Source organism: Bacillus sp. FSL H7-0578, assembly GCF_038630855.1.
Lineage (GTDB): Bacteria > Bacillota > Bacilli > Bacillales > Bacillaceae > Bacillus > Bacillus safensis.
In genome coordinates, this window is the sequence record NZ_CP152045.1 from 1,959,812 (window position 1) to 1,986,239 (window position 26,428).

Consider the following 26,428-nt stretch of genomic DNA (forward strand, 5'->3'; position numbering starts at 1 on the left):
TTCAACAATATTCAAAATAATTTTTCTAAAAAAATTTTTCTGTCTATCATTTTTAGAAAAACAAGCTGCTTTTCATTGGCAGCTTGTTCATCTTTCTCATCATTCTGATGCATTCTTTCTACTTTCTGTCATTTGCTTCCATACAGAGCCTTTTGCTTCTTCTCCATGCTCAATGCGCTCAATCGCCATTTTCACTTGAAGACTGACTTCAAACTCAGGGTCTTGCTCTGCTTCTTTTAATGCTTCAAGTGCCGTTTCGTCCCCTTCTTCGTAAAGAAACATAGCTGCACGCCAGCGGACGAGCTTACTCGGATCCTTTAATGCTGCGATCATGGCTTCGATAGCACTCGGGTCACCAAGGTCAGAAATACAGTCACCAGCCGTTCTGCGGACCGTCACTGTTTTGTCTTCGAGCCCTTTATATAAAATAGGCAGAATGGCAGGATCTTCAATCATGCCAGCATTCACAACGGCTTGTCTGCGAATAGACGTTTTGGGATCCTCCATTGCTTTCATTAAAACAGGTATATCCTTTAGCTCTGGCTGCATTTGCTCTAAATGGGCAAAACGTTTTTTCCAATCTTCCTCTTGCAGCATGTCTTCTGTTACATCATATGCCTTTCGGTTCACCTGTCTATCTACAGCTTCCTGTCCTTCTTTCACTGCCTCTGTTAAGCGGGCTAAACGCTCATCATCATAGGCTGCTTGCAGCTCCTCTGTGACTTCCTCACCGATATCAGCAAATTCTCCAAAACGAACGCCGTGTTCTTTCCACACACGTTCAAACACGACATTGTCTGAGCTGCTTCTAAGCTTTAAAATGGCTGCTTGAAAACGTTCAGGCATGCCAAACCGCTCTTCTCTTTCACCGTCTGACAGTTTGACCTGCATTGGAATCCCATTAAACATTTGGACAAACACTTTCACTTCACCAAATGTGTCATCGCCTGACTGCGATCCTTCCTGAAGACCTTCTGTTTCTTGTCCAAAGGCTTCTCTAACCTGTTGTAAAATACCCTGCCAGTCAAACTTTGCATTTCGCTCAACCGCTAAGAAATCTGCAACATGATAAACCCCTTTTACACCTTCAATGCTTAAAATACGCTTGATCATTTCTGGCGCTTCGTCTTTTTGATCCTTTTTGTAGTTGTTGCTTTTACCGCCAGCAAGTGCTTCTGTCAAAATTACCTTCATGGTATTCGGACTTGGCGTTGGTTCTATTGCTGTTATTTTCATTGATATATCCTCCTTACACACATAAAGACCCTACTCATCTGTAAGGCCGCATTCTTCTTTCCACTTCTTGATAAATAAACTCATCAATTCATGCCGCTCATCAGCAAGCTGCTTTCCTGCATGAGTGTTCATCAAGTCTTTTAATTTGAGCAGTTTTTCTTCCATATGCTTTAGCACAGAGCCCTGCTGCGTGTCCTCTGTATAATGGGGCTCACCTGTAGCGCCAGCATACGTAAACACTCTAGCGATACCGCTTGCTCCTATCGCATCCAGCCTATCGGCATCTTGAACAATGGCCCCCTCTAACGTCATTGGCTTAAACTGCTTATGCCGATGACGAAAAGACATCGTTGTAATGATGTCCATGATATAGCGGACATCCCGCGTGTCCAATTCCCACAAAAGGAGCTGGTTCTCAAGCTGCTTTTCAGTGACCTTCCATTCACTTGACAGCTTTTCATCAATGACATCATGTACAATCGCTGCCATCTCGATGATAAATAGAGAGCCGCCTTCCTGATTTGCAATACGGACGGCAAGCTGGCGCACACGAGCAACATGAGCCGCATCGTGTCCAGTCGGTTCATCCTTCAGCCTGTCTGAAACAAAGGAGGCAGCTGCCTCCAATTGTTTTCGCTGCATGACTGTCAGCATCTTATTTGTTGAGCAGAGCGATGATTGAGCTTTCTAATTCTTTTGGTGGTGTTTTCGGCGAGAATCGTTCAATAACTTCTCCGTCTTGGTCCACGATAAATTTTGTGAAATTCCATTTCACTGTTTTTGTCCCAAGCACACCTTTCGCTTGACTTGTTAAATGCTTGAACAGCGGGTGCGCCTCTTCGCCATTGACATCTACTTTCGCAAACATAGGGAAGGTCACTCCATAATTCAAAGAACAGAATTCTTGAATGGCTTCTTCTCCTTCTGGCTCTTGGTTCATAAATTGGTTACACGGAAATCCTAAAATTTCAAGGCCCTTTTCATGATATTGATCATATAACTCTTGTAATTGTTTAAATTGAGGAGTCAGCCCACATTTGCTTGCTGTATTTACAATAATGAGCACTTTTCCTTTATAATCTGCCATCGATTGTTCCTGACCGTTAATGGTCTTGACCTGAATATCATAAATTGACATCTCATAGCCTCCTAGGATTCACTTTTTCCTATCGTAACATGCTTCTTTTAGAAAATCGCTTTTTATGCTCCCGTTTAAAAGAGTCCTGTCACACTGCCGTCTTCTAATATATCCATTTCGAGAGCCGCAGGTTTTTTAGGTAAGCCAGGCATTGTTAAAATGCTTCCGGTTAAGGCTACAATAAACCCTGCTCCTACAGATGGCTTTAACTCTCGAATCGTAATGGTAAAGCCTTTAGGTCTGCCGATTAAAGCTGGATCATCTGAAAGAGAATATTGTGTTTTTGCCATACAAACCGGCAAATGAGCCCAGCCGTTTTCTTCAATGGCAGCCAGCTGCTTTCTTGCTTTAGTTGTGAGCGTGACCCCATCTGCACCGTAAACCACTTTGGCCACTTTAGATAACTTTTCTTCGATGGAATCGTTCTCTTCATACAAATAGGTAAAGTTGTTCTTTTTCTTTTCAATGAGTGCTGCTAGTTCCTCGGCAAGAGCTGTTCCGCCTTCGCCTCCTTCTTCCCATACATTCACGGCTTTGACTGGATGGCCATGTTTGCCGCACCAATCTTCTATCGCTTGAATCTCTTCTTTTGTATCCGTTATAAACCGGTTTACCGCCACAATATATGGAAGACCAAAAGCTTGCACGGTTTCAATATGCTTTTCTAAATTATGTATGCCTTCTATTACGGCGTGTGCATTCTCTTCTTTGAGTTCGGTTTTCTTCATTCCGCCATGCATCTTTAATGCTCTCACTGTCGCCACAATGACAACTGCACCAGGTTTGAAATCACCAGCTCTTGTTTTAATGTGGAGGAATTTTTCTGCTCCAAGATCTGCTCCGAATCCTGCTTCTGTTACGACATAATCAGCTAATTTAGCTGCCATTTTGGTTGCAATTAAACTATTGCATCCATGTGCAATATTAGCAAAAGGACCGCCATGGACAAGGGCTGGGGTTCCTTCAATCGTTTGAACAAGGTTCGGTTTGAGTGCGTCTTTTAAAAGTAGCGTCAGAACACCTTCATATCCAAGTGCTCCCACTGTGACTGGCTCGCCTTCTTGATTATAGGCAACAACAATAGAAGAAAGACGTTTTTTTAAGTCGTTTAAGTCTTCTGCTAAACAGAGGATCGCCATCATTTCGGAAGCCACTGTAATATCAAATCCGTCTTCTCTAGGATACCCATTTAACTGACCGCCAAGTCCGACAACGACCTGTCTTAATGCACGATCGTTTAAATCAAGCACCCGCTTCCACACAATGCGCCGCGTGTCGATACCGAGTTCATTTCCGTGATGGATATGGTTATCAATAAATGCAGATAAGGCGTTATGTGCAGATGTAATGGCATGAAAATCCCCTGTGAAATGAAGATTGATTTCTTCCATTGGCAGCACCTGTGAATATCCTCCGCCCGCTGCTCCGCCTTTAATCCCCATTGTAGGACCTAATGATGGCTCACGCATCGCAACGATCGCTTTTTTGCCAATTTTTTCAAAGGCTTGACCAAGGCCGACAGTTACGGTGGATTTCCCCTCACCTGCTGGCGTAGGGTTAATTGAAGTGACAAGAATCACGTGTCCTTCTTTTTGTTTCTTTAAACGGTCAAAAATAGTCAAAGATATTTTCGCTTTTGTGAAACCATAGCATTCTAATTCTTCGTCATGTATTTGCAGCTTTGCTGCGATGTCTTGAATCGGTCTCAGCTTAGCCTTTTGGGCAATGTCAATATCAGATAAATGCTTTGTGATCATAACAAAATGGCCTCCTTTTTTTACAGAAACAGCATTCTTTTTTGCTCTAATTTTCATTGTAACATAATTGAAACATTGAAATATCGCCAGAAAGTTCCTATAATGAAGTGAAATTAGCTTTGGTTCAGGGGGTGGCGAGTTGCCTATTAACATACCAGTTCATCTGCCGGCAAAACAAATACTAGAGAGCGAAAATATTTTCGTCATGGATGAGACAAGGGCATTCAAGCAAGATATCCGTCCTTTGAATATCGTGATCTTAAATTTAATGCCAAAAAAAATACAAACTGAAACGCAGCTGCTGAGAATGCTCGGAAATTCTCCTTTACAAGTGTACTTCACGTTTTTGATTCCAAGTACACATACACCGAAGAATACGTCGAGAGAGCATCTAGATGAATTTTATACGACCTTTGAATCGATCCGCCATAAAAAATTTGATGGAATGATCATCACTGGCGCACCAATTGAGCACTTACCTTTTGAAGAAGTTTCTTATTGGAAAGAGCTGCAGGACATTTTGGACTGGAGTAAAACCAATGTAACGTCTACCCTTCATATTTGCTGGGGTGCACAGGCAGGTTTATATCACCATTACGGGATTGAAAAAATCAAGCTTCCCGAGAAAAAATTTGGTGTATTTGAGCATATTGTGAAAGAGAAAAAAGAAAGATTAGTCAGAGGTTTTGATGAAGTATACTATGTCCCACATTCTAGGCATACAGATATTAATACAGAACAATTAAAAAACACGCCGAATTTGAAAGTCTTGAGTATGTCTGAAGAAGCGGGTGTTTGTTTAATTGTTTCAGATGATGATAAACAAGTATTTTTAACTGGACATCCTGAATATGATACAGATACATTGATGCAGGAATATGAAAGAGATTTGTTGAAACATGATACAGTCCAAAAACCTGTCCACTATTTTATAGAAGATGGTGACACATTAATCCCAGTAAATCGCTGGAAAGCCCATGCAACCTTATTGTTTATGAATTGGCTAAATTATTATGTTTATCAAGAAACACCATACGTTTGGGAATAAAATAGACTGTGGTCTGATGATAAATCGTCAAAATGTGTTAAAATACAAATGGCTCTGTCTTCCATTATCAATTGAATCTGTTTGTTTTTTAAAATTAGTTTAATTCTTTCGTAACGAATGATATGCTCTAACTGTTTATATGTTATCTTTATGTATATGTAGACCTATGAGATTAATAGTTTTCGTACGAAGTTTTGTTGTTGTTGATTACATTTGAGGTGAATATTCTTGAATACCAATAAAAAAATATTAATCTTGACCGCAAATTATGGAAATGGACATATGCAGGTAGCAAAAACACTGTATGATGAATGCAAATCCCAAGGGTTTGAACATGTTGTAGTTTCTAATTTGTATCAAGAATCGAATCCCATTGTGTCAGAAGTGACTCAATATTTATACTTGAAGAGCTTTTCCATTGGGAAACAATTTTATCGCTTGTTTTATTACGGTGTAGATAAAATTTACAATAAACGCAAATTTAACATTTATTTAAAGATGGGAAATAAGCGTCTCGATGAATTAATTCAGTTACACAATCCGGACATCATCATTATTACATTCCCGATGATTGTTGTACCAGAATACCGAAACAAAACCGGTAAAGTGATTCCGACTTTTAATGTCATGACAGATTTTTGTCTCCATAAGATTTGGGTACATGAAAACATCGACCGATACTATGTTGCAACCGATTATGTGAAACAAAAATTAGTGGAAATCGGCACACATCCAAGCGATGTCAAGGTGACAGGTATTCCTATTAGACCACAGTTTGAAGCAGACGTGCCACAATCGATGATCTATAAGAAATATGGATTATCATCAGATAAAAAAGTTCTTCTCATCATGGCCGGTGCTCACGGTGTACTAAAAAATGTGAAGGAATTATGTGAGGCGCTGCTTCTCGACAGTGAAGTACAAATTGTTGTTGTATGCGGAAAGAACGCCGCGCTGAAACAATCGCTTAGCGTTCTTGAACAAGCACACCCAGATCAATTGAAGGCGCTTGGATATGTGGAACAAATTGATGAATTGTTCAGAGTAACAGATTGTATGATTACAAAACCAGGCGGCATTACTTTAACAGAAGCAACTGCAATCGGTGTCCCGGTCATTCTTTATAAGCCTGTCCCTGGACAAGAAAAGGAAAATGCTCTTTTCTTTGAGGATTATGGCGCTGCCATTGTCATTAACCGACATGAAGACATTTTAGAATCTGTGACCAACTTGCTGCAGGACGAAGAAAAATTAGAAACAATGAAACAAAACATGAAAAAACTGCACTTAAAACAATCTTCTCAAACCATTTTGGAAGATATCGTTGAGCAGTCAGATCTCATCATGAATAACAAAACATATGCTCGCGCATTATCATAAAAAGGTGTCCGTCATTGACGGACACCTTTTTCCTCACCCTTGATTTCCATTTGTTGTGTATACTTCTTCAAACGGCTGAACGACAACAAAGCCGCTTCCGGTAAACTTCATTTGAATGGACTCTCCGCTTCCCCTGCCAATAAACGTTTTAAAGGAAACATCTGTCACAAATTCAGTTTTTAAATCCCCTGACCACGCAACAGTCGCATTCGGATCTGTATAAACAGAATCACCCGGCTGAACAATGAGTGTCAGCGGCTCATAATGACTTGTGATTGCAACTAAGCCCGCCCCTTCTAATTTGACATTAAATAATCCACCTGCAAGCATACCAGATACTTTTTTCATCAATTTGATATCCCAGCGGACAGATGGTTCAAACGCAAGCAGGTCGTTTCCATTCACAAAAATGGATTCTCCTTGAGCCAAACGAAGAATCGAGATTTTTTTACCTTGATCTGCCACGTATAATTTCCCATCACCTGTCGCCTTCATTAGTGAGGTGCCTTCTCCTGAAAGCATTTTTTTGAACATCTTGGAGACGCCGTGCTCAAAAACACCTTCACGTTCAAATTTGATTTTCCCTCGATAGGAAACCATGGAACCCGTTTTTGCCCAAATCGTGTCAGTCAAATTAATTTCTAAAAGTCGTGGTGTTTCAAGTTCGAAGACCCCTTCTCCTTTATCTTCTTGCTGCGTATTCTGAACAAATTCTTCAAGTGTATAACGATTCATGATTGCACCTCTTTCTGTATTTTTTTTATATACGGACAAGCTATACGTGAGGTTCCGAAAACGTTTTATATTTCATTGTTATTCACCAAAAAAACAAAAAAATCAAACATTCTGCTCAAAATTTGGCTCGCCTGCTTGACGCTTTACTTTTGATGGTGTATAGTGGAACCATCATTTAACAACTGCAAAGTCGTTAGGTGATGAAAATTTTTTTTAGTATGCCAAAAGGTGTGCTACAGTACTAGGAGGAAAAAGCAATATGCAAAACGGTAAAGTAAAATGGTTCAATAATGAAAAAGGTTTCGGCTTCATTGAAGTTGAAGGCGGAGACGATGTATTCGTTCACTTCACAGCTATCGAAGGTGACGGCTACAAGTCTTTAGAAGAAGGACAAGAAGTTTCTTTTGAAATCGTTGAAGGTAATCGTGGACCTCAAGCTGCAAACGTAACAAAAATCTAATCAACTAAATCAATGATGAAACGACAAAATAAAGAGAGGCATATGCCTCTCTTATTTGATTTTCAGCTGAATTTCAATTGCTAAAATATTTTGCTTCAGTCGTTGTTCAATTTCAGAAATATCTTTTTCGAGAAAAGGTCTTCCCTTCTTTGCTACATCTACTAGCTGCTCTAGATCGCTGTATACCTCTTGAAATGTTCGATGTAATACCGTTTCGAAATCCTTATTATCCATGCCGGCCTTCCCCTTTTCCTCTATTATCCGTCACTTAGTCAAAAAGTAACTCAACCAAAACTTTCTATAGTTATATCGGCTCATTTTTCAGAATATGTTCTCTTTTTACACATTCTATCCGTTTTTTTTCATGAGCGGATGTTTGAGCAGGGAAAACCGGGGCGGCAGCCGCTTACTTTTTAAGCAGCGTCTGTCCGTATTCTTTTATTTTCTCTCCTACTGTGCATTGCTGAATACAAAAGGAGTGGGCGTATTTTTTTCCATATTCTTTTCGAAAGTGCTTCTTAATCAAACAATCTGAACAATACGTGTCTTGGAGATCCGTCAATTCTTGTACTGCTGTTTTTTTATCCACATTATTCAGCTCCGTCTGCTTCTAATTTCAATTTACTTTCAATTGGAACGTCTGCAAGCATCTGCCTTGCAAGCTGATCCGCCTCTGCATTTTGTTTACGATCGATGACTTCATATGTTGGCGTAAGCCTCAGCTCCCTTAAAGCCGCTTCAATCCGGTCGAGCCATTTGTTATGTATATCATCATAACAAGGCCATTCTCCTTTTAACTGATTCATGACAACAAGTGAATCGCCTCTAATCGTGACAGAATTTCTGCTTGCTCCAAGATCTTTTAAAGCTTTGACAGCCTCAAATAAAGCCGCATATTCTGCTTCATTATTGGTGATTCCTTGGAAGGGCTGATTTTTTCTCAAACGATAAGCATCTTCTCCGAGCTTATAGTAAACGACAACCCCAAGACCAGAGTCGCCTGTTTCTTTGTGAAAACTTGCATCAAAATAGACCTGAAGCTGATCAGGTTCAAGCTTTAGTTCTTCATTTAGCTTTTCAAGTTCTTTAATAGACCACATCGCCCCTTTTTCATCTTCAAATGATAGGAGTGACTGTGGTTCTTTTTTGTCGATATGTTTGGCTAAAATCAAGGCCTCTTTTAGCTCCATCCAATCTTCTTGGAAAAAAGCAATGGACCCAATCGATTTCACTTTCATTGTATAGTGTGCTCTTAATTTCATTGATCACATCGCCTTCCCGTGCTTTTAAGGTAAACGTTCGTTATGCTATAATCAAAAAGTTACATTTCACAATGAGAAAGGAAGTTCATGTCACTTGTTTAATGAAGGTATTTGGATCTTATTTGCGATCATTAATTTTATCATTGTTCTTCTATTTTATAAAGGATTTGGCAAAATGGGCCTTTTCGTCTGGATTGGCTTTGCGACGGTTGCTGCAAATTTACAAGTGGTCAAAACCGTTGAATTGTTTGGCTTAACGGCAACACTTGGGAACATTTTATATGGCAGTGTGTTTTTTGCAACGGACGTATTGAATGAAAAATATGGACAAAATGAAGCGAGAAAAGCTGTCTGGATTGGTTTTGCCACTCTTTTAACACTAACCGTTGTCATGCAGGAGGCTTTACTTTTCCATCCCGCTCCATCCGACATTTCTCAAACATCCCTGGAAACCATTTTTGGCTTTATGCCAAGGGTCGCACTTGGCAGTCTTGCTGCTTATATCATCAGTCAAATGTTAGATGTTTATGTATATTCGTTTATTCGCCGGATATTTCCTTCCGATGGTGCGCTCTGGGTGCGCAACGCTGGAAGTACGATGATCAGCCAGCTGCTTGATACACTGATCTTCACAACAATTGCCTTTCTTGGCACCTATCCATTTCATGTATGGATCGAGATCTTCATCACGACTTATGTGATTAAATTTATCGTCGCCGCGATTGCGACACCATACGCGTATGCAGCGAAAAAAATGGTTCCGCTTGATGAAAGGGTGAAATAAATTGCCAGCTGAAATATACATTGATGGTGCTAGCGCAGGTAATCCGGGTCCTTCTGGCATCGGCATTTTCATTAAATATGATGGAAAGGCAGAATCTTTCTCGATTCCTCTTGGATCAATGAGCAATCACGAGGCAGAATTTTCCGCTCTCATTGAAGGGATGAAAATCTGCGTAGAAAAAGGACTGCGATCCGTTTCGTTTCGAACAGATTCACAGGTAGTTGACCGTGCAGCCAATGCAGGATTTGCTAAAAATCCAGCCTTTCAGCATTTTATAAAAGAGATGATCGAGCTTCAAAGCCAGTTTGATTTATTTTTCATTAAGTGGATTCCAAGCAAGGAAAATCATGTAGCTGATCAGCTCGCTAGAAAAGCGATTCACCTTTCTAAAGGATGAATCGCTTTTTTTCGGTTATGCTAATGTATGAGGTGATACTGATTGGATAAAGAAAATAAAGGTCGTGTCACAAATGGGACAACGCCTCAAGGTGATGCGCAAACAAAAGATAAGCAGCCACTATCTCAGCTCGAAAATAGAGCGAAGAAAAGCAATACAAAAAGATGAATTTAGGGATCAGCTTAGCTGATCTCTATTTTACTTAACCGATTCACCATCGGTTCAATTCCTTTGATTTGATGGTATCGCAGCATGGCAGCAGCCCGTTCTTGATTGATGTTCACCTTCGTCTCATCTATTGGACAGCTCAGCGGGACATCACATTTGATCTCTGCCAATAAACGGGAAAGCTTCAAATCTTCTAATCCTGTTTGCATTTTCTTTTGCTGGGCAGCCGTTAGTTCATGAACATTTTCTAATAATCCGTCAATGGTTTGATATGTTTGAATAAATTTTAATGCTGTTTTTTCGCCGATTCCTTTGACGCCTGGGTAATTATCACTTGAATCCCCCATAAGTGCTTTCATATCGATCAGCGCCTTTGGAGAGATGCCCATTTCCTCTTCAAATAAAGCTTTAGTATAATGTTTATAGTTCCCAATTCCTTTTTGCATTAGAGCAACCGTCACTTGTTCATTCAATATTTGCAGCAAATCTCTGTCCCCAGTTAGGACAGTCACACGTGCTTCATTCTGATAGACTGCCGCCAGCGTGCCGATACAATCATCTGCCTCAAAGCCCTTTATACCAACGTTTACAATTCCTAGTTCTTCTGTCGCTTCCTTTGCTAAATCGAATTGCGGAATGAGCTCGACAGGTGCCTCTCCTCGATTTGCTTTATAATCTTGAAACAATTCATTTCGGTATGTTTGGCTTCCCATATCCCAGCAGCAAACAATATGGGTTGGCTCAAATGTTTGAACAGCGGTTAATAAATGCTTCAAATAGCCATTTACTCCATTCGTCGGGACACCGTGATCATTTATCATAAAATTTCGATGGACAGCCGTTGCATAAAACGATCTGAATAGAAGCGCCATGCCATCAACAAGCAATACGTGTTTATTCATTCTTATAAACTCCCTTTTTCAAAACAATACTCCTATTCTATCATAGAACATAGAATTCGACATAAAAAAGGCGCCTTCTTCTTTTGGAAAAGAAGTGGCACCTGGGGATTACTTTTGACCGTATTGCATTTTTTTCGATTCTGCTTCTGCGTAGGACGGCATCTCTTTTTGTTTAGGGTGACGCTCATCCTGCTTTTTTGCATGCTGTTTTTTTTCCATCATCATTCCCCTTTCTCGGTTCACTTGTTAAGATGACCAAAAAAGAGAAAGTTACTCTTTACTTCTGTTTTCGTTCGACATACTCCCTGACCATATCAATCGTGACATGCTTACGCAGCGGAACAATTCCGCCTCGTGCAAGCTCATTCATCTTCGAAGTAATTTCATTGATCTCGTCAGTTGTAAATGGCTCGTTTTGCTCACACTTCAAAACAGCAGTCTCTATTGCCTGCTCTCTTTTCTGCTCAAGCGCAAGAAACGATTTGATATGAGCATTCTGTTTTTGTGAATGTGCGGAAATTTCTTCGTGTACGCTCGTCATTTTTTATCAACTGCTTTCTTTTTTATATAGTCTATCATGAATCAAATGGTTTTCAACTGGTTCTTCCATTCATTTGTTTGCTTGTATACTTGTTCTATCATCGCCTGCTCTTTCGCATCTGTCGTTAAGCTCATGATAAATGTTTGTTTTTGTTCACTCAGCTGCTTGAGCGCTTCTGTTTCATATCTTTCAGTAAAGGTCTTCACCATCATATCGTATCTGCTCTGTAGTTCTTCTTTTTCTTTATCTGCCCATTTCGTCGTTAACTGGAAAAGAACATCTCGAATCGATTCTATAAACGCTGCCTTCCCGTTCTGTTCAAAGAAAGCTTTCGCTGATTTTTGCTTCTTTAAGAGCGGCTCAAACGGCGTCAGGTCCGCTTCCACTTCAATTTGTTTCAGCGCGGCATTTTTCTCATCTGGCGGCGACAGCCGGAGAGAAAAGTAAGGATCTTCTGCACACGCGGCCTGCAATCCTTTCTCCCACTCCTCTTTGAAATATTGAGTGATAAACGATTCCATTCGAATATCAAGCGCCTTTAGCTCTTGTACAAATTCAAATTCATAATCCTTTAGCGCCTGTTCAAGCGCTTTTTTCAACTCCTGCCTGAAGTCCCCTTGAGATATTCCAGGATAAAAGGCTGTCTTTAACAGATCATTTGCATATAGTGACAAGCGCTGAACAATGTGGTAAAGCTGTTCGTGCAAGTCCTTTTTCACACTTTCTGTCACTAGCTTAGATCGTTTAATATGACTCATTTGATCAACGATCGCTTCATAGGATGTGTTTATCTTTTTCTTTTCTGCTTGCTTTTCATCTTCCGACTGATGCAGCGTCTCATGCAGCTTGTCAACTGTTCTACATAATGTACTGGCTTCAAAATACAGAAGCTCAATCGCATCTTTCGCTAATTCTTCCTCAATAAAATAGTCGAGCTGTGTTCTAAGCTGTGCATACTGGTTATAAGGCGACTGTCCCTTTCCTTCGATCTCTTCCTTGCTGGATACGTGATGAAGGTTTGGGTGCCTGATGCCTTCTTTTGTGAGCTCATTTTTCACATAGTCAAAGACGGTTTCAAGCTCTGTTTGATCCTTTGCGAGGTCAGCTGCATTGATAATAAAAAACATTTTATCCATGCTAAATGAATCTTTTACAAGCCCGAGTTTACGTAAAAATGACCGGTCTGCTTTTGAGAAAGAATGCTGGTAGTAAGTTAAATAAAGAAGGGCATCGGCGTCCTTCATATATTGAAAGGCAATCTCTGTGTGACGTTTATTCATACTGCTGGCGCCTGGTGTATCAACAATCGTCAGTCCTTTATCTGTTAAAGGTGTACTTAAATAGACCGTCACTTCCTTCACCACACAAGAAACAGCCTCTTCAGCCACATATGGCTTTAATTCTTGCAGGGTGACATTGAGCGGCGTTTGTTTTTGAATCGAATCACGGAACGTTTCATGAGCGTTTAAAAAATGGTCAACAATGATGCGGTGATCCTGTTCAAGCACTCTTTTTTTCAGCGTCCGCTCGAGTTTCGCTTGAAACGTATCTCCCTTTTCTTCTGTTATAGAATAACCGAGAATTTGATCGAGCTCCTCTAATATTTCCTGCTCGGTTTTGAACACTACTTTCACACTTTCATGCGGATGGTCTTCTGTCGGCCGCGTCAGCTTATTGATCGTGGCCGTCGTTGGTGTAGGAGATGATGGCAGCACCTTTCTCCCAACAAGGGCATTGGCAAACGAAGATTTCCCCGAACTAAAAGCACCGAATAAGGCGAGTGTAAATTCCTTCGCTTGCAGCCGCTTTGTTCGTTTTTCAAAGGACTTTCTTTGAGACCCAAGCGCGTTTAATGGCATTAAAATTTGAGAAAGCTGCTCAAACTGGTCAATCGACTGCGCTGTCGGGATATGCTGTGATTGTCGCATTTGATCAAGCTCTGTCTGCTGCTGATTTTCTTTTTCTCTTTCTTCGGTATGAGTTGATGTTTGATTCTGATTTAGCTCGTCATGCTGCATCCGGTGTTTTTTCACATAAAACCAATCTTCTTCGATCTGCTCATTTGTTCCGTTTTGCCATATATCCCATACATGCTCAATATCTTTTCTGATGTGATCATTTTTTTCCATGCATTGCTCCAGCGCTTGGAGCTCCTGTGCTGCCTGGACCCATTTTTCTTGGTGCTTTCCCTCTTCATTCATGAGCTGGGTTTTCAGCATCTCGGTCATTTGTTCAATCAATGGTATTGCTTTCTGTTTCGTCTGTCTTTTCAGTGCTTCACCCGCATCTTTTGCATATTGCAAAACGTATTCATTTGAAAATGTCGCACCGTGATGGATCACGTTTTCAAGCAGTGATTCTTCTACAGGTGTTTCAAATGCCATCACTTGATTTAATAGCTCTTCACCAAGCTGATGTTTCTTGACTTCTTTTTTGAGCAGCTCAGCAATATGCCAGTCTACTTCTGCTTTCATTCTTGCTTTGACATCTGCTAAGAACTCGTTCGCCCGCTTTTCTTTTTCCTGCTCGGTTTTATTTTTAGCGAACAGCAGACCTACCTTAAAGCCAGGTGCTTTCGATTCAATATAATCACTTGCGAGCTCCCTCATTTTAAATGGGGTTAGATTTGCATTTTTTAAAATGTTCTCGACTTCAGAAGACACTTCATCTTCTAACTGTTTTGCTCCATTTTCAATGAAGCTGCTTCTCGCTTCAAGTTCCTTCACTTCTTTTCTTTTTTCTTGAAGCTGTAAATCCAGATCCTCTTCCTGCAGCTCTTCTTTTAATGAGTCAATATGTTCTTTTAAAACATGCTCTATTTTCTGCTCGGTATAGGCGCGAAGCGATGCTTTCGGCAATGTTTGTAATTCTTGCAGTTTCTCGATTAAACGAATCATTTCGTTTCTTGGATGCGACTCATCGGTTACAGATGTAAAGTATAGATGTTCTTCTTCAATGCCTTCTTTTTGAAGCATATCAACTACTTGATTTTTGTAGTCTTCAAACGCTGTCTCATGCTCATCATGTCGATCGACTTGATTGACGATGAAATAAAGATTTGGCACTTTCTCTTTAATGGAGCGAATGAAACGAATGTTTTCCTCAGAATGAACATGGTTGTAATGAACGACATAAAAAAGAGCATCTGCTTGATGAAGAATAGACGCAGCAGATAAAAAGTGAGCATGATCCGTTGAATCAATTCCGGGTGTATCAATCACTGCCACCTTTTCTTCCAGTCCTCTATAGTCCCCGCTAATTTCCACCATTTCAATCTGTTCTCCATCCTTACAAAAACGCTGAACTGCTTCTTTATCATAAGAACCGCTCATTTTTGCAAAACGGCCATCTGAGGTGTGAAGCTTTACTTCACTCTCCCCTTTCCTCACGACGACCAAGTTGGCACTTGTTGGAATTGGACTCGTTGGCAGGATGTGATCATGAAGCAGATGATTCACAAGAGATGACTTTCCAGCTGAATAGTGGCCGGTAAATGCGATATACACTTCTTCTTCTGCTTCCTTTTTGATAATTGATGCAAGTTTGGCTGCGCGTTCATGATCATCCCTTTTAAGAAGGCTTTGATATAAAGCACCTGTAGTTTGAACGAGCGAATCTCGAATAGACAAGTCTTCCATGACGATAAACCCCTTTGTTTTTAGAAAAGTCAGTTATGTATGTGATACCATTTTACACAAAATGAAGAGATTTTTCTTCTGATCTGAGGAAATAAAAAAAAATCTGCTTCCCGATCAGTCGCAATTGACTGGGATCAGGAAGCAGATTTTTTAGAAACACCTTTTAATACGAAGCCAATTAATAGGCTGTATACACAGACCGTACCGAGTAAGAAAACCATTGTCATGTGATCACCGTCCATCCTTCGTGATTGAGAATGCTTATCATTAATGAAAGTGTATCACAATTGATAATGATTTTCAATATTAATTTAACAAATACTGATTGAGCGCTTTCTCTTCTGTTTGAATTCTCACGGCCATCATCCATGCATTTAAACATGTGAACAAAATGGCGGTAAAATAGGCATTAAACAATAGCGGGATCAGCATAAGCTCAATTGCCACCACTACATAGTTAGGATGCTTTAACCAGCGATAAGGTCCTTTTTTCACCATCATCGCATTTGGTACAACTAAAATCTTTGTATTCCAATACGTCCCAAGAGAATATAATGCCCAGTATCGAATCACCTGTGTGGCCAGCAGTACAATGAGCAGCACAAGAAAATAGCGTGACGGCGTCTTGTTTAATCCCCATACCTCAACCATGAGTGAGAGAAAAAAGCCCGCATGCATAGCGACCATATAAGGATAATGACTTGCACCAAATTCAATGGCACCGATCGCTTTTACTTTCTTTTCATTTCTTTTAGCCACAAGCATTTCAATAAGCCGCTGACAAACGAAGAAACCAATGACGAGCCAAATGATCATGATTAGACCTCCTCCCATTTCATGAGCAGCAGCTCTGAGGAAAAGCCCGGACCAAGCGCTCCGCAAAGACCCATATCTCCCGCTTCAGCGGATTGATGTTCAAGATAATGTTTGATCACATACAAAACTGTGGCAGAGGACATATTTCCGTGTTGTTTAAGTACTTCTTTTGATGAAAAAAGCTGATCCTCTTGTAAGGATAGACTTTCAATATAGGCATCAATCACTTTTTTTCCTCCAGGATGGGCAAGAAAAACTGATAGGTCTTCTGCCGAATACCCTTGCTGCTCTAAAAATTGATCGACTTGCTCTTTTAACCAGCCTGAAATAATGGAAGGAATGTCACGGGAGAAAATAACCCGAAAGCCGTCACTTGTAAATTCCCATCCCATCACATCCTCAGACTCTTTCATTGTGACGGATTGTGTACCAATCACTCTAGGAACTGTTTTTAGATCGGCGTATTCAGATACACCTTTTTCTCCAGTTAAGAGTACCGCTGCTGTCCCGTCTCCGAACAAAGATGTCCCGATTAAATTGCTTTTTGATTGATCTTGCGGCTGGAAAGTTAAACTGCACAGTTCACAGGCGACAACCAGCACCTTTGCTTCTGGAAATGCCCTTATGTATTCGTAAGCCCGGGACAACCCTGCCGCTCCGCCCCCGCACCCTAATCCCCAGATCGGCACTCGTTTCGTATAAGGCGAAAAAGGAAGAACATTCATCAGTTTTGCATCAAGACTTGGTGTCGAAAGTCCGGTGCTTGAAATAAAAAACAATGCATCGATCTCTTCAAACGGAATCGGTTTTTTCAGGAACGCCTTCTCATGAAGACAGTGTATGACCGCTTCTTTTACATGAGCCAATGCTTTTTCCAAATAGAGATTGTTTTTCTCCTCAAAAGAGTGGTGCGTCTGATACCATTCAATTGGCTGCACAAACTGTCTGCTCTCGATTTCTCCGTTTTGAAAAGCTCTCAGCAGCCGGTCGATATCTTTAAACGATCGTTTAAATTGGGATCTAGCAAAATCAGCCGCCTTTTTCTGATCCACATGATGTTTTGGCAGACTCGTTCCAACAGAAAGAATGTACGCCATCGCCTTCACCTCTTTTTTCGATTAATATCCCCTATCGAAAAAAGGATATACATGCCAAAACGTCACAATTCAGTCAAAATATTTTCCTCCGGCTAACTTTTTGTCTTGACGACAATTGATAAATATTGGATAATATAGGTGAAAACATGATGTAGTTTTCCTCCTTCACAGGTTCGTTCTAAGCCAAGCGAACCTGCTTTTTTTATGCAAAAAAACACCTCTAAAAGAGAAGTGTTCAGAACGTAGACACCCCCCCTTTACTTATACAACACTTTCATACAAAATCTCCCTTTCGCTTCGAATTAATGGTCAAATCTGCTGCTATCTTAGCGTATAAATATTAACGTTTCGATCATTATTCAGAATGATTTTATTTAAACATAAATGGATCACCTTTTTTTGCTGATCAATACAAAGTAACAACCATAAATTTCCAATTCATTTGAATTTTCTATATAAAAAGGATTTTTTCCACTATATATTTAATCAATATGAGTACCAGGAAAAACAGTGAAAAAAGAAAGAATCTACAACATGGTTCGGCTCAAAATTTAATTGACTGGAGTGATTGTAATGAAAAAGGTTTCCCAAAAAAAGACACCCTACAACACGATACTTCTCTCAAAGGTAATTGGTTTAGTGCTTCTTACACTGTTTCTCTTTTTTATCTGGGATATGTCTAAACCCCATTTGCAGGCGACCAATGGGCAAGCAAAAAATGCTGCCAGCAGTGACTTCCGTGACACAAGCATCAGTCTGAAAGCAAAAGATCAGTCTACAAGAACATTGGATACACATTTTAAGACCAATCCAAACCAACAGGCAACGAATAAAACAGTCTTTTTAACATTTGATGATGGTCCTTCTGCTACATCAAATCAGCTGTTAAATGTATTAAAAGCACATCACGTGAAGGCGACGTTCTTCATGCTTGGACCGCAAATCCAAGCACACCAATCAGCTGTGAAAAGACTTTATCAAGAAGGACATCAATTAGGTCTTCATGGCATGACGCATGATATAAACCTCTTTTATCAGAACAGCGAGTCTCCCGCAAATGAAATGAGAGAAGCTCAGCGTATTCTTGCCTCTGTTACAGGCGTCTACAGCCGTCTTGTAAGAACCCCCTTTGGCAGTGTTCCAAATTTAACATATCATCAAAAAGTACGTTTAAACCAAAATGGCTTTATTTACTGGGACTGGACGATTGATAGTCTTGACTGGAGATATAAAAACTCACAATATGTTCCAGAGGTATTGAATCAATTGCAAATGTTTGAGAAAAATAAACCATGGGAACCAAAAGTTATATTAATGCATGATCAACCCTCTACCACAAACTATTTAGATAGCCTGATTATACAGCTAAAAGCAAGGGGCTATACATTTGCAGTCATTAACGAAACAATGCCGCCGGTACAACATTAATAGTGCTAATCACAAAAAGCCCGTATCCAAAAGATGCGGGCTTTCAGCTTGTAGACAAACCCTCACACGCTCCTTCCTAGGATCCTAGGACTTCAAAGGTTTTTTATCAAGCTAAAAAGAAGACAAAGAGCTAAAATAAAAGGTCATTTTAGCTCTTTGTCCATAATCAACCCCTCTCCAAGAGAGGGGTTTACATAACAGATTGCTTAGGTTCTTCTACCAGGTCATGCCCGGCTTCTTTTTTAAAAGGAATCATGTGATAAATAATATGAAGCAAAATAGCGGTAAAGCTTCCGGCCACAATGCCGTTACTTGTTAATAATTTAATCGAATCTGGCAGATGCTCAAACATTTGCGGTACGACAGTAACTCCTAAGCCGATTCCCACGGAGCAAGCGACGATCAGCAAGTTCTCCTGCTTTGCAAAGTCCACGCGCGAGAGCATTTTAATACCGTATGCAATGACCATGCCAAACATGGCAACCATTGCACCGCCAAGGACTGACTTTGGAATAATCGTCGTAAAGGCAGCGATCTTAGGAAAAAGACCAAATAACATGAGCAATGCTCCTGTTACAACAATGACTTGGTTTTTCTTGACTCCTGTTAACTGGATCAATCCAACGTTTTGCGAGTAGGCTGTGTATGGAAAAGCATTAAAGATTCCGCCTAATAACACAGCAATCCCCTCTGCGCGATAGCCTTTAGCCAAATCCATCTCTTTTAATGACCGGTTTGTTAAATCACCTAATGCAAAATAAACGCCTGTTGATTCAACTAATGACACAATCGCAACTAACGTCATGGTCATGATCGGTGCAAATTCAAAGGTCGGCATCCCAAAATAAAATGGCTCAATCATGCGGAAAACCTGGGCTTTTGCCACCTCAGCTGTCTCCACTTTCCCCATAAACGCAGCAACTGCTGTCCCAAGAAGAATACCGATTAAAATGGCGATCGCCTTCATAAACCCTTTCGTGAACCGATAGAGCAGTACAATGATAAACAGCACAAGGAAAGCGAGCCCTAGATTTTCAAAAGAACCATAGTCTGCACTTCCTTCTCCTCCTGCCATATTGTTCATCGCTACAGGAATGAGGGTGATACCAATAATGGTGACGACAGAACCTGTGACAACAGGCGGGAAAAATTTCACAAGCTTCCCAAAGAAAAAAGAAAGAAGAATGACAATACATCCAGAAGCGATAATACTTCCATAGATAGACGAAATTCCATACTTAGAGCCAATCGCAATCATCGGCGAAACCGCAGTAAATGTACAGCCTAATACAACAGGCAGACCGATCCCAAAGAAGCGGTTTTTCCATACTTGAAGCAATGTGGCAGCCCCGCACATGAAAATATCCGCAGAGATTAAGTAAGTCAGCTGTGCAGGCGTGAGCCCGAGCGCATCTCCAACAATGAGCGGTACAAGAACAGCACCTGCATACATTGCCAGTACATGCTGAATACCCAGTGAGAGCGTTTTGACTTTTTTAGCGGCACTCATGATTGTACCTCCCGTACAAACGTGACTTTCCCTTCCTCAAGTGATTCAATACGTGCGAGGGACTCAACGCGGTAGCCCATTTGCACAAGCGCATTTCTTCCAGGCTGGAATGATTTTTCGATGACAATGCCAAATCCGGCTACTTTTGCCTTCGCCTGCTTTGCAATTGCAGCAAGTCCTTTCGCAGCTTCACCATTCGCTAAAAAGTCATCGATGATTAACACACAATCATTTTCACTAAGATGCGTATTTGAGACAGCAATCGTGCTTTCTACTTTTTTCGTAAAAGAGTACACACTGGCCGTTAACAGGTTATCCGTTAATGTGAGTGATTGACGTTTTCTTGCAAACACAACAGGTACTTGAAGAGCAAGCCCAGCCATCACAGCAGGTGCGATGCCAGAAGATTCGATTGTGATGATTTTTGTAATGCCATCGTGCTTAAATAATCTAGCAAACTCTTGCCCGATCTCATGCATTAACACAGGATCAATTTGATGATTTAAAAAAGCATCTACTTTTAACACTTGATTTGACAGAACGATTCCTTCGTTCTCAATTTTTTGACGTAACAATTCCATCATTCTTCCCCCTAGCATATTGGCAAACATTCAATTTTTGGCATAAAAAAAGCATTGCTGTCCATGAGGAGCAAGCAATGCGAAAACGATCAACGGATCTTCAGCTCAAACAAGAGCTGTTTCATTTTGCTCACTCATAGTCGGACCTTATCGGTGTCCGGTAGAAACTTGCGTGCCATCATCACGCGATTATATGAGTGTTATAGTGTTCAAATTATAACAAGATTTCAGACGCTTGGAAAGCACTTTTCTAGAAAAATACCGAACTTAAATAATAGATCAGAACAAAATGTTCGTTTTTAGAATATTCAAGCATCAAAAAAGCACCCCTCTCATGAAAGGGTGCCCTTCTTTTATGATAAATACAGTTTTGTATATTTATCTGTTAAGTAGTCGATTAAATATTGAACATTTAATTCTTCGCCTGTTGCATCTTGAATGATTTCAGATGGCTTTTTCCGTTTTCCATGCTGGTGAACATGTTCCGTCAGCCATTCTTTTATCGGTGCAAAAGAACCATTTTGAATAAGCTCATCAAAATTTGGTAAATCTTTGATCATTTGCTGCTTTAATTGCGCTGCATACATATAACCAAGGGCATATGAAGGGAAATAGCCAAAGCTTCCATCAGACCAGTGAACATCCTGCAAGATACCGAGTGCATCATTAGGAGGCGTAATGCCAAGATACGCTTGATATTTTTCATTCCAAAGTGCAGGCAGATCTTCAACTGCTACTTCTTCATTGAAAATCGCTTTCTCAATTTCATAGCGGATGATAATGTGAAGCGGATACGTCAGTTCATCGGCTTCAATTCGAATGTAAGTAGGCTTCGATTCATTCACTGCATGCACAAAGTCTTCTAAAGAAACATCTTTAAATTGCTCAGGAGAAGCTTCTTGCAGCTTTTGATAATACGTTTTCCAGAAATCTTCGTGTCTGCCGATAAAGTTCTCAAAGAAAAGAGACTGTGATTCATGGATTCCCATCGAAGTCCCATCACATAAAAGTGTTCCGCTCAGTGCTTCATCAATGTTTTGCTCATAGATCGCATGACCACATTCATGAATCGTTCCAAAGATCGCCATTCGAAAATCATGCTCATCATAACGGGTCGTCACACGTACATCGCCTCTGCTTAACGTTACAGCAAATGGATGAACTGTTGTATCCAGGCGGCCTGCGTCAAAGTCATATCCTAATTCTTTTAAGAAAAAGAGACTCAATTCCTTTTGTTTATCGATTGGGAAGCTTTTCGATAAAAATGAAGTATCCGGCTTATTAGGTGAGGCTTCGATTTTTTTCACAAGAGGAACAATAGCGTCACGAAGTGCACCAAACTTTTGATCAAGCTGTTCAACCGTCATATCTGGCTCATAGTTATTGAGCAGCACATCATAAGGCGTTTTTTTCACGCCCCAATATTGGATGAAACGCTTGTTAAAGTCAATAAGCTGTTTTAAGTATGGTGCAAAGAGTGAAAAGTCTGATTTCTCCCTTGCTTCTACCCAAACATGCTCCGCTTTTGATTGTAAAATCGAGTATTCTTTAAATTCTTCTTTCGGAATTTTACTGTTTTCATCATACTCTTTTTGTGATAATTCGAGCGCCTTCTGTGTATCTTTTGACAGCTCATCTCGATGTTTGTTTAATGCGTGAAGAAGATCTCTCATTTCGTCAGAAGTCTTCATATTAAAAATATCACTTGATAATTGACCGATCGTTTCAGCTCTAAAATCCGCACTTTTTTTAGGTGCTTGTGTTCTAGAGTCCCAGTAAAGTAAATGGAGCGCCTCTGTATAATGGGCGATTTTCCCTAGTAATTGATAAAACGCTTTCTCAGTTGCTTCAAGACTCATGCGTTTGTTCCCCCAATCAATAAAATATGTATGTACGTTTCAAGGCTACTTCAATGAATGTTCTTTTGTCAATGAAAAAGGAGGATACACCGTGGTATCCTCCTCATTTGCAAGTTTTCAGCTATTTAAGATGTGATGATGGGCTTCACTGGCAGAACGGATTCAATTTTACTTTGAAGCTTAGTATCTTCTTTACGATCAAAGTAAATATGAATGCTTCCTGCGTCTTGGCTTGTCCGGATCAGTCTTCCGATCCCTTGGCGTAAGCGAAGCAGCATATACGGAAGGTCAACTTCAGCATGTGCATCCTTTGCTTCATTCCGTTTCGCTTCAAATACTGGATCATGCGGCGGATAAGGAAGTCCCCAGATGATCACATTCGTTAATGATTCACCTGGAATATCAAGCCCTTCCCACAGATGAACTGAGCATAACACGGATGTCTCATCAGCTTGGAACTTTTGAACAATCGTGCTGATTTCCTCGTCTCCCTCAAAATATACGTCAAACGGCAGTGATTCATTTGCTGCTTCAAGCTGTTTTCTAAAGAAATGGAGTTCGTCAAATGAAGGGAATAATATCAGAGATCGTCCTCCATTTTCTTTCAGCTGAGTGATCACTTGCTGTGCTTTTGCCTCTTGCTCAGCGAGCTGCTGAATTCCATGGAAATAAATCTTCATTTGTTCATCGTAATCATACGGCGAAGCGACACTCATTGATAAGTAATCTTTAATCCCAAGACTTTCAGCTAAATAATCAAAGGATTGATTCTCAGACAATGTAGCGGAAGAGAAAATATATGGTCTTTTTTGCGAGAATACTTTTTCGCCAAGCACCTCTGCAACCGTCTTTGGCATCACAACAAATGTTGTATCTAATTCCTGTTTTTCCAGCCAGCTAATGGCATTTTTTTGATAAAGCGATAAAGAATACGCCATTTGTTCAATGTATTCCTCCACAACAGATAATTCGTATTGATCGATCGTATACATCTCAGATTCAAACACGAGCGCTTCTCCGATTTTTTCAAGCAAGTCACACAATTCACTTGCAGAACGCTTCACCTCATCGACACGCCCAATTTCAAGCCGGTGCGAGCCTTTGACTTCTTTGGCATGTGTTTTTAAGAGATAAAAGAACTCATCGTTTGTTGCAAGTGCATCTTCAACAAGCTCTGCAAATTCTTCGCGTATGTCGTTTTGCAAAAGACGTTCCAAAAATGTTTCGAGCGTTGATTGCTTCACTCGGTACGTTAACGCTTTTTGTGCGGCAAACTCGAGAAGATGTCCCTCATCAAATACGACGGAGCTATGCTCAGGAAGCAGCGGAAGCTGGCCCTCACGTTTCCGGGATTCCTTCGTCCACACATGCTCCATGTAAAAATCATGTGAACAGATGATGAGGTCTGTCGCTTTCCGGTAATGATCTCTTGATAAATTCAAACCACAGCGATGACGCATATCGCACGTCAGACAGTCCTGAAACGAGTCATAGCCAATTCGTGACCATTCATCATTTGATAACTCCGGATACTCTTTTCGATCGCCATACGGATAAAAGGTTTGCATGCCATGTGATTCATGAACAAATGAAGGCAGTGATTCATAAATATCGAGCCACTTTTCATCATCTTCACGCTGCATCGTTTTCTCCAACTTCTTTAAGCATAAATATTGATCATGCGATTTACTTAATCTCGCATCTATTTGAATATCAAGGTGATTGGCAATTTTATAGATATCACCTTCTTGTTTAACGAGCTGTTCAATTAACGTTTCGTCTGCACATGCAATAATCGCAGGCTTCCCTGTATACCTTGCATATGTGACGGCAAATAATAGATAGACGATGGTTTTGCCTGTGCCTACCCCAGCTTCGGCAAACATCACACTTTTTTCTTTAAAGGCTCTTTCTAGTTGAAAAGCCATAAATATTTGTTCATCTCGAAGATCAAAGCCCTTTTCTGGCAAAATGTCATAAAACACATCACCAATCCAGTTGCCCAGTTCTTCGTAAAAATTGTGTTCTTTTGATAATGAAAAAGGCAAACGAGATGCTGTCACCTGCTTCAACCCCCAACTTTTGAATCATTCAGACATTCAATAGTACCATTTACGCTGGGGAAAAACAATCTTTTTTTATGAGCGCAGGCGATGTTGATAGCTTTCCTTCATTAAAAATGCATGCTCAGAACGTTCTATGTATGCCTGAGCCAGCGCCAAATCTTCGATGGCTGCCGTAAGCTGAGCAGATTGTCCACCTTCATGCCCTTCTATTTCTTGAGCAGTCGAATTGAGTGCTTTTTGGATTAACTGAATTTGATCATAATGAATCATGAAGACACCTCTTTTTTTAAAATCAAGTTCAGTTTATTCCGCCACGCGAGTAGTTATACCTTTTCAGCATAAAAAAGCCGCACCTTCTTTCGGTGCGGCCATTTATTACGATTCGGTTGGTTGCTTTCTAGGCGGGCGTTTTCCCCAATATTGATAATAGTCTGTTTTAATAAATCCATTAAACAGCTTTCTCTTTTTCGTCGCTTTTCTTCCGAAGCACTCTTCGAATTTTTCGTGTGACGTTAAGATGTAAATGGACCATGTATCTAGGTTCTTAAACGCTTCACCCATTCCTTGATACATTTTTTCAACAGCTGGTTTATCACTCAGTCGTTCACCATAAGGAGGATTTCCAACAATCACACCGTACTCTTCTTTTGTTTGAAAGTCTTTTACTTGCATTTGTTTGAACTCAATCAGTTCACTCAGTCCTGCTTCTTCTGCATTCATTTTTGCGATGTCCACCATACGATGGTCGATGTCACTTGCGATAATGCGGAGCGGCTGATCATAGTTTGCTTTTTCTTCGACTTCCACACGCGCTTTGTTCCATACGTCTTCACCGATCCATTCCCATGATTCAGACGCAAAATCCCGGTTAAATCCTGGGGCAATGTTTTGTCCTATCATCGCTGCTTCTATGGCGATTGTTCCTGATCCGCAGAAAGGATCAACAAACGGACGGTCAGGTGTCCAGTTCGTTAATAAGACGAGCGCAGCAGCAAGCGTTTCTTTAATAGGTGCTCCGCCTTGATCCATGCGGTATCCGCGTTTATGAAGACCTACACCAGATGTATCAAGCGTAAGAACCGCTTTATCTTTTAAAAGAGCGATCTCGATTTTATATTCAGGTCCCGTCTCTTCAAGCCATTCAGACTGAATGTTGTAGGAGGATTTAAGCTTTTGAGCGATGGCTTTTTTGACGATGCGCTGGCAGTCAGGCACACTGGCAAGCTGAGATTTCACAGATTTCCCGATGACAGGAAACGTACTGTTTTTTGGTAAAAAAGCGGCCCAGTCAATCGCTTTCGTTTGTTCAAAAAGCTCATCAAATGTTTTTGCCGAAAATTCAGCAACTTGTACCTTGATCCGGTCTGCTGTACGCAGCCAAAGGTTTGCACGGCAAATGGCAAGAGCATCCCCCTTGAAAATCACTTTTCCGTTGTCGACTGTGCACTCATAGCCAAGGTCTCTTACTTCTTTTGCAACAATTGCTTCAATTCCCATTGGAGCTGTTGCGATGAGTGTATAGGTTTTCATTGATTTATCACCTGTTTTCTCGTCCTTTTATGTATTCAAGATAAAAGCTCTCCATATGTTGAAATAGGAGAGCTTTGTTTCATCATGTTTATGAT

27 protein-coding genes and 1 riboswitch are annotated in these 26,428 nt (G+C 40.5%); of the genes, 7 read left to right on the forward strand and 20 right to left on the reverse strand.

All coding sequences use genetic code 11. The annotated features are described in order from the left end of the window. Nucleotides 1–99: 99 nt before the first annotated feature. From MHB41_RS09905 to MHB41_RS09920, 4 genes are all read right to left on the reverse strand, one after another. Nucleotides 100–1,236 carry a conserved virulence factor C family protein gene (locus MHB41_RS09905; protein WP_065214714.1) on the reverse strand — a complete coding sequence of 379 codons (1,137 nt, stop codon included), beginning with the start codon at nt 1,234–1,236 and terminating at the stop codon, nt 100–102. 30 nt (nt 1,237–1,266) lie between these two features. Then, nucleotides 1,267–1,878 carry an HD domain-containing protein gene (locus MHB41_RS09910; RefSeq protein ID WP_231122788.1) on the reverse strand — a complete coding sequence of 204 codons (612 nt, stop codon included), beginning with the start codon at nt 1,876–1,878 and terminating at the stop codon, nt 1,267–1,269. A gap of 13 nt (nt 1,879–1,891) precedes the next feature. Continuing rightward, nucleotides 1,892–2,374 carry a glutathione peroxidase gene (locus MHB41_RS09915; protein ID WP_024428135.1) on the reverse strand — a complete coding sequence of 161 codons (483 nt, stop codon included), beginning with the start codon at nt 2,372–2,374 and terminating at the stop codon, nt 1,892–1,894. Between the two features lie 74 nt (nt 2,375–2,448). Further along, entirely contained in the window at nt 2,449–4,131 is a 1,683-nt protein-coding gene (locus MHB41_RS09920) for a formate--tetrahydrofolate ligase (protein ID WP_065214712.1), read from the reverse strand. 139 nt (nt 4,132–4,270) lie between these two features. Here MHB41_RS09920 and metA point away from each other — a divergent pair, with 139 nt between their 5' ends. Together metA and MHB41_RS09930 are read left to right on the forward strand one after the other, a co-directional pair. Then, nucleotides 4,271–5,179: a homoserine O-succinyltransferase gene (gene metA, locus MHB41_RS09925; protein ID WP_024428133.1), complete on the forward strand. Its 909-nt coding sequence runs from the start codon at nt 4,271–4,273 to the stop codon at nt 5,177–5,179. A gap of 228 nt (nt 5,180–5,407) precedes the next feature. Further along, nucleotides 5,408–6,559 carry a diglucosyl diacylglycerol synthase gene (locus tag MHB41_RS09930; protein ID WP_024428132.1) on the forward strand — a complete coding sequence of 384 codons (1,152 nt, stop codon included), beginning with the start codon at nt 5,408–5,410 and terminating at the stop codon, nt 6,557–6,559. 33 nt (nt 6,560–6,592) lie between these two features. Here the strand turns inward: MHB41_RS09930 and MHB41_RS09935 are convergent, their stop codons facing one another. After that, entirely contained in the window at nt 6,593–7,294 is a 702-nt protein-coding gene (locus MHB41_RS09935; protein ID WP_024428131.1) for an AIM24 family protein, read from the reverse strand. 259 nt (nt 7,295–7,553) lie between these two features. Between MHB41_RS09935 and cspD the strand changes: the two genes are divergently transcribed. Continuing rightward, nucleotides 7,554–7,754 carry a cold-shock protein CspD gene (gene cspD / locus MHB41_RS09940; protein ID WP_003215784.1) on the forward strand — a complete coding sequence of 67 codons (201 nt, stop codon included), beginning with the start codon at nt 7,554–7,556 and terminating at the stop codon, nt 7,752–7,754. Nucleotides 7,755–7,805: 51 nt separating this feature from the next. Here cspD and MHB41_RS09945 read toward each other — a convergent pair whose 3' ends face one another. The 3 genes from MHB41_RS09945 to MHB41_RS09955 form a co-directional block, all read right to left on the reverse strand. Further along, nucleotides 7,806–7,988 (reverse strand): hypothetical protein, encoded by a 183-nt coding sequence (locus MHB41_RS09945; RefSeq protein ID WP_008346368.1) that lies wholly within the window; start codon nt 7,986–7,988, stop codon nt 7,806–7,808. A 172-nt stretch (nt 7,989–8,160) separates the two neighbouring features. Then, nucleotides 8,161–8,343, reverse strand: coding sequence for a zinc-finger domain-containing protein (locus tag MHB41_RS09950; RefSeq protein WP_024422748.1), 183 nt, complete (start codon nt 8,341–8,343; stop codon nt 8,161–8,163). Between the two features lies 1 nt (nt 8,344). Beyond that, nucleotides 8,345–9,016 (reverse strand): ribonuclease H family protein, encoded by a 672-nt coding sequence (locus tag MHB41_RS09955; protein ID WP_120208118.1) that lies wholly within the window; start codon nt 9,014–9,016, stop codon nt 8,345–8,347. A gap of 94 nt (nt 9,017–9,110) precedes the next feature. Here MHB41_RS09955 and MHB41_RS09960 point away from each other — a divergent pair, with 94 nt between their 5' ends. From MHB41_RS09960 to MHB41_RS09970, 3 genes are read left to right on the forward strand one after another with little or no spacing between them, the layout of a single operon-like run. Next, nucleotides 9,111–9,800, forward strand: a complete 690-nt coding sequence (locus MHB41_RS09960; RefSeq protein ID WP_024422750.1) for a queuosine precursor transporter — start codon at nt 9,111–9,113, stop codon at nt 9,798–9,800. A 1-nt stretch (nt 9,801) separates the two neighbouring features. Then, nucleotides 9,802–10,197, forward strand: a complete 396-nt coding sequence (locus MHB41_RS09965) for a reverse transcriptase-like protein (RefSeq protein WP_024428129.1) — start codon at nt 9,802–9,804, stop codon at nt 10,195–10,197. A 42-nt stretch (nt 10,198–10,239) separates the two neighbouring features. Beyond that, nucleotides 10,240–10,365, forward strand: a complete 126-nt coding sequence (locus MHB41_RS09970) for a hypothetical protein (protein WP_003215584.1) — start codon at nt 10,240–10,242, stop codon at nt 10,363–10,365. A 14-nt stretch (nt 10,366–10,379) separates the two neighbouring features. Here MHB41_RS09970 and MHB41_RS09975 read toward each other — a convergent pair whose 3' ends face one another. From MHB41_RS09975 to MHB41_RS10000, 6 genes are all read right to left on the reverse strand, one after another. Further along, nucleotides 10,380–11,267, reverse strand: coding sequence for a 5'-3' exonuclease (locus MHB41_RS09975; protein ID WP_144496170.1), 888 nt, complete (start codon nt 11,265–11,267; stop codon nt 10,380–10,382). 277 nt (nt 11,268–11,544) lie between these two features. Next, nucleotides 11,545–11,808, reverse strand: coding sequence for a YpbS family protein (locus MHB41_RS09980; RefSeq protein ID WP_024422753.1), 264 nt, complete (start codon nt 11,806–11,808; stop codon nt 11,545–11,547). 41 nt (nt 11,809–11,849) lie between these two features. Continuing rightward, nucleotides 11,850–15,446 carry a dynamin family protein gene (locus tag MHB41_RS09985; protein ID WP_267542852.1) on the reverse strand — a complete coding sequence of 1,199 codons (3,597 nt, stop codon included), beginning with the start codon at nt 15,444–15,446 and terminating at the stop codon, nt 11,850–11,852. Nucleotides 15,447–15,580: 134 nt separating this feature from the next. After that, the gene (gene fbpC, locus MHB41_RS09990; RefSeq protein ID WP_306299200.1) at nt 15,581–15,688 is read right to left on the reverse strand and encodes a Fur-regulated basic protein FbpC; all 108 of its coding nucleotides are present in this window, start codon (nt 15,686–15,688) and stop codon (nt 15,581–15,583) included. A 64-nt stretch (nt 15,689–15,752) separates the two neighbouring features. Further along, entirely contained in the window at nt 15,753–16,262 is a 510-nt protein-coding gene (locus tag MHB41_RS09995) for an isoprenylcysteine carboxylmethyltransferase family protein (protein ID WP_061109269.1), read from the reverse strand. A gap of 2 nt (nt 16,263–16,264) precedes the next feature. After that, complete coding sequence (locus tag MHB41_RS10000; protein ID WP_267542851.1) at nt 16,265–17,359, reverse strand: 3-oxoacyl-[acyl-carrier-protein] synthase III C-terminal domain-containing protein; 1,095 nt, start codon at nt 17,357–17,359, stop codon at nt 16,265–16,267. A 573-nt stretch (nt 17,360–17,932) separates the two neighbouring features. Here MHB41_RS10000 and MHB41_RS10005 point away from each other — a divergent pair. Then, on the forward strand, nt 17,933–18,787 hold the full coding sequence (locus MHB41_RS10005) for a polysaccharide deacetylase family protein (RefSeq protein ID WP_340900184.1): 855 nt from the start codon (nt 17,933–17,935) through the stop codon (nt 18,785–18,787). A 190-nt stretch (nt 18,788–18,977) separates the two neighbouring features. Here the strand turns inward: MHB41_RS10005 and pbuX are convergent, their stop codons facing one another. The 6 genes from pbuX to MHB41_RS10035 form a co-directional block, all read right to left on the reverse strand. Beyond that, nucleotides 18,978–20,297, reverse strand: coding sequence for a xanthine permease PbuX (gene pbuX, locus MHB41_RS10010; RefSeq protein WP_327827564.1), 1,320 nt, complete (start codon nt 20,295–20,297; stop codon nt 18,978–18,980). Beyond that, nucleotides 20,294–20,878: a xanthine phosphoribosyltransferase gene (gene xpt, locus MHB41_RS10015; RefSeq protein ID WP_024422759.1), complete on the reverse strand. Its 585-nt coding sequence runs from the start codon at nt 20,876–20,878 to the stop codon at nt 20,294–20,296. The genes pbuX and xpt overlap by 4 nt, the downstream gene beginning before the upstream one ends. A gap of 117 nt (nt 20,879–20,995) precedes the next feature. Beyond that, a riboswitch (purine riboswitch) is annotated at nt 20,996–21,095 on the reverse strand. A 136-nt stretch (nt 21,096–21,231) separates the two neighbouring features. After that, entirely contained in the window at nt 21,232–22,737 is a 1,506-nt protein-coding gene (locus MHB41_RS10020) for a carboxypeptidase M32 (protein WP_024428121.1), read from the reverse strand. 125 nt (nt 22,738–22,862) lie between these two features. Then, the gene (locus MHB41_RS10025) at nt 22,863–24,800 is read right to left on the reverse strand and encodes an ATP-dependent DNA helicase (protein ID WP_061109273.1); all 1,938 of its coding nucleotides are present in this window, start codon (nt 24,798–24,800) and stop codon (nt 22,863–22,865) included. A gap of 75 nt (nt 24,801–24,875) precedes the next feature. After that, nucleotides 24,876–25,073, reverse strand: a complete 198-nt coding sequence (locus MHB41_RS10030) for a hypothetical protein (protein ID WP_024428119.1) — start codon at nt 25,071–25,073, stop codon at nt 24,876–24,878. A gap of 105 nt (nt 25,074–25,178) precedes the next feature. Further along, nucleotides 25,179–26,333 carry a class I SAM-dependent RNA methyltransferase gene (locus tag MHB41_RS10035; RefSeq protein ID WP_024428118.1) on the reverse strand — a complete coding sequence of 385 codons (1,155 nt, stop codon included), beginning with the start codon at nt 26,331–26,333 and terminating at the stop codon, nt 25,179–25,181. Nucleotides 26,334–26,428: the final 95 nt, after the last annotated feature.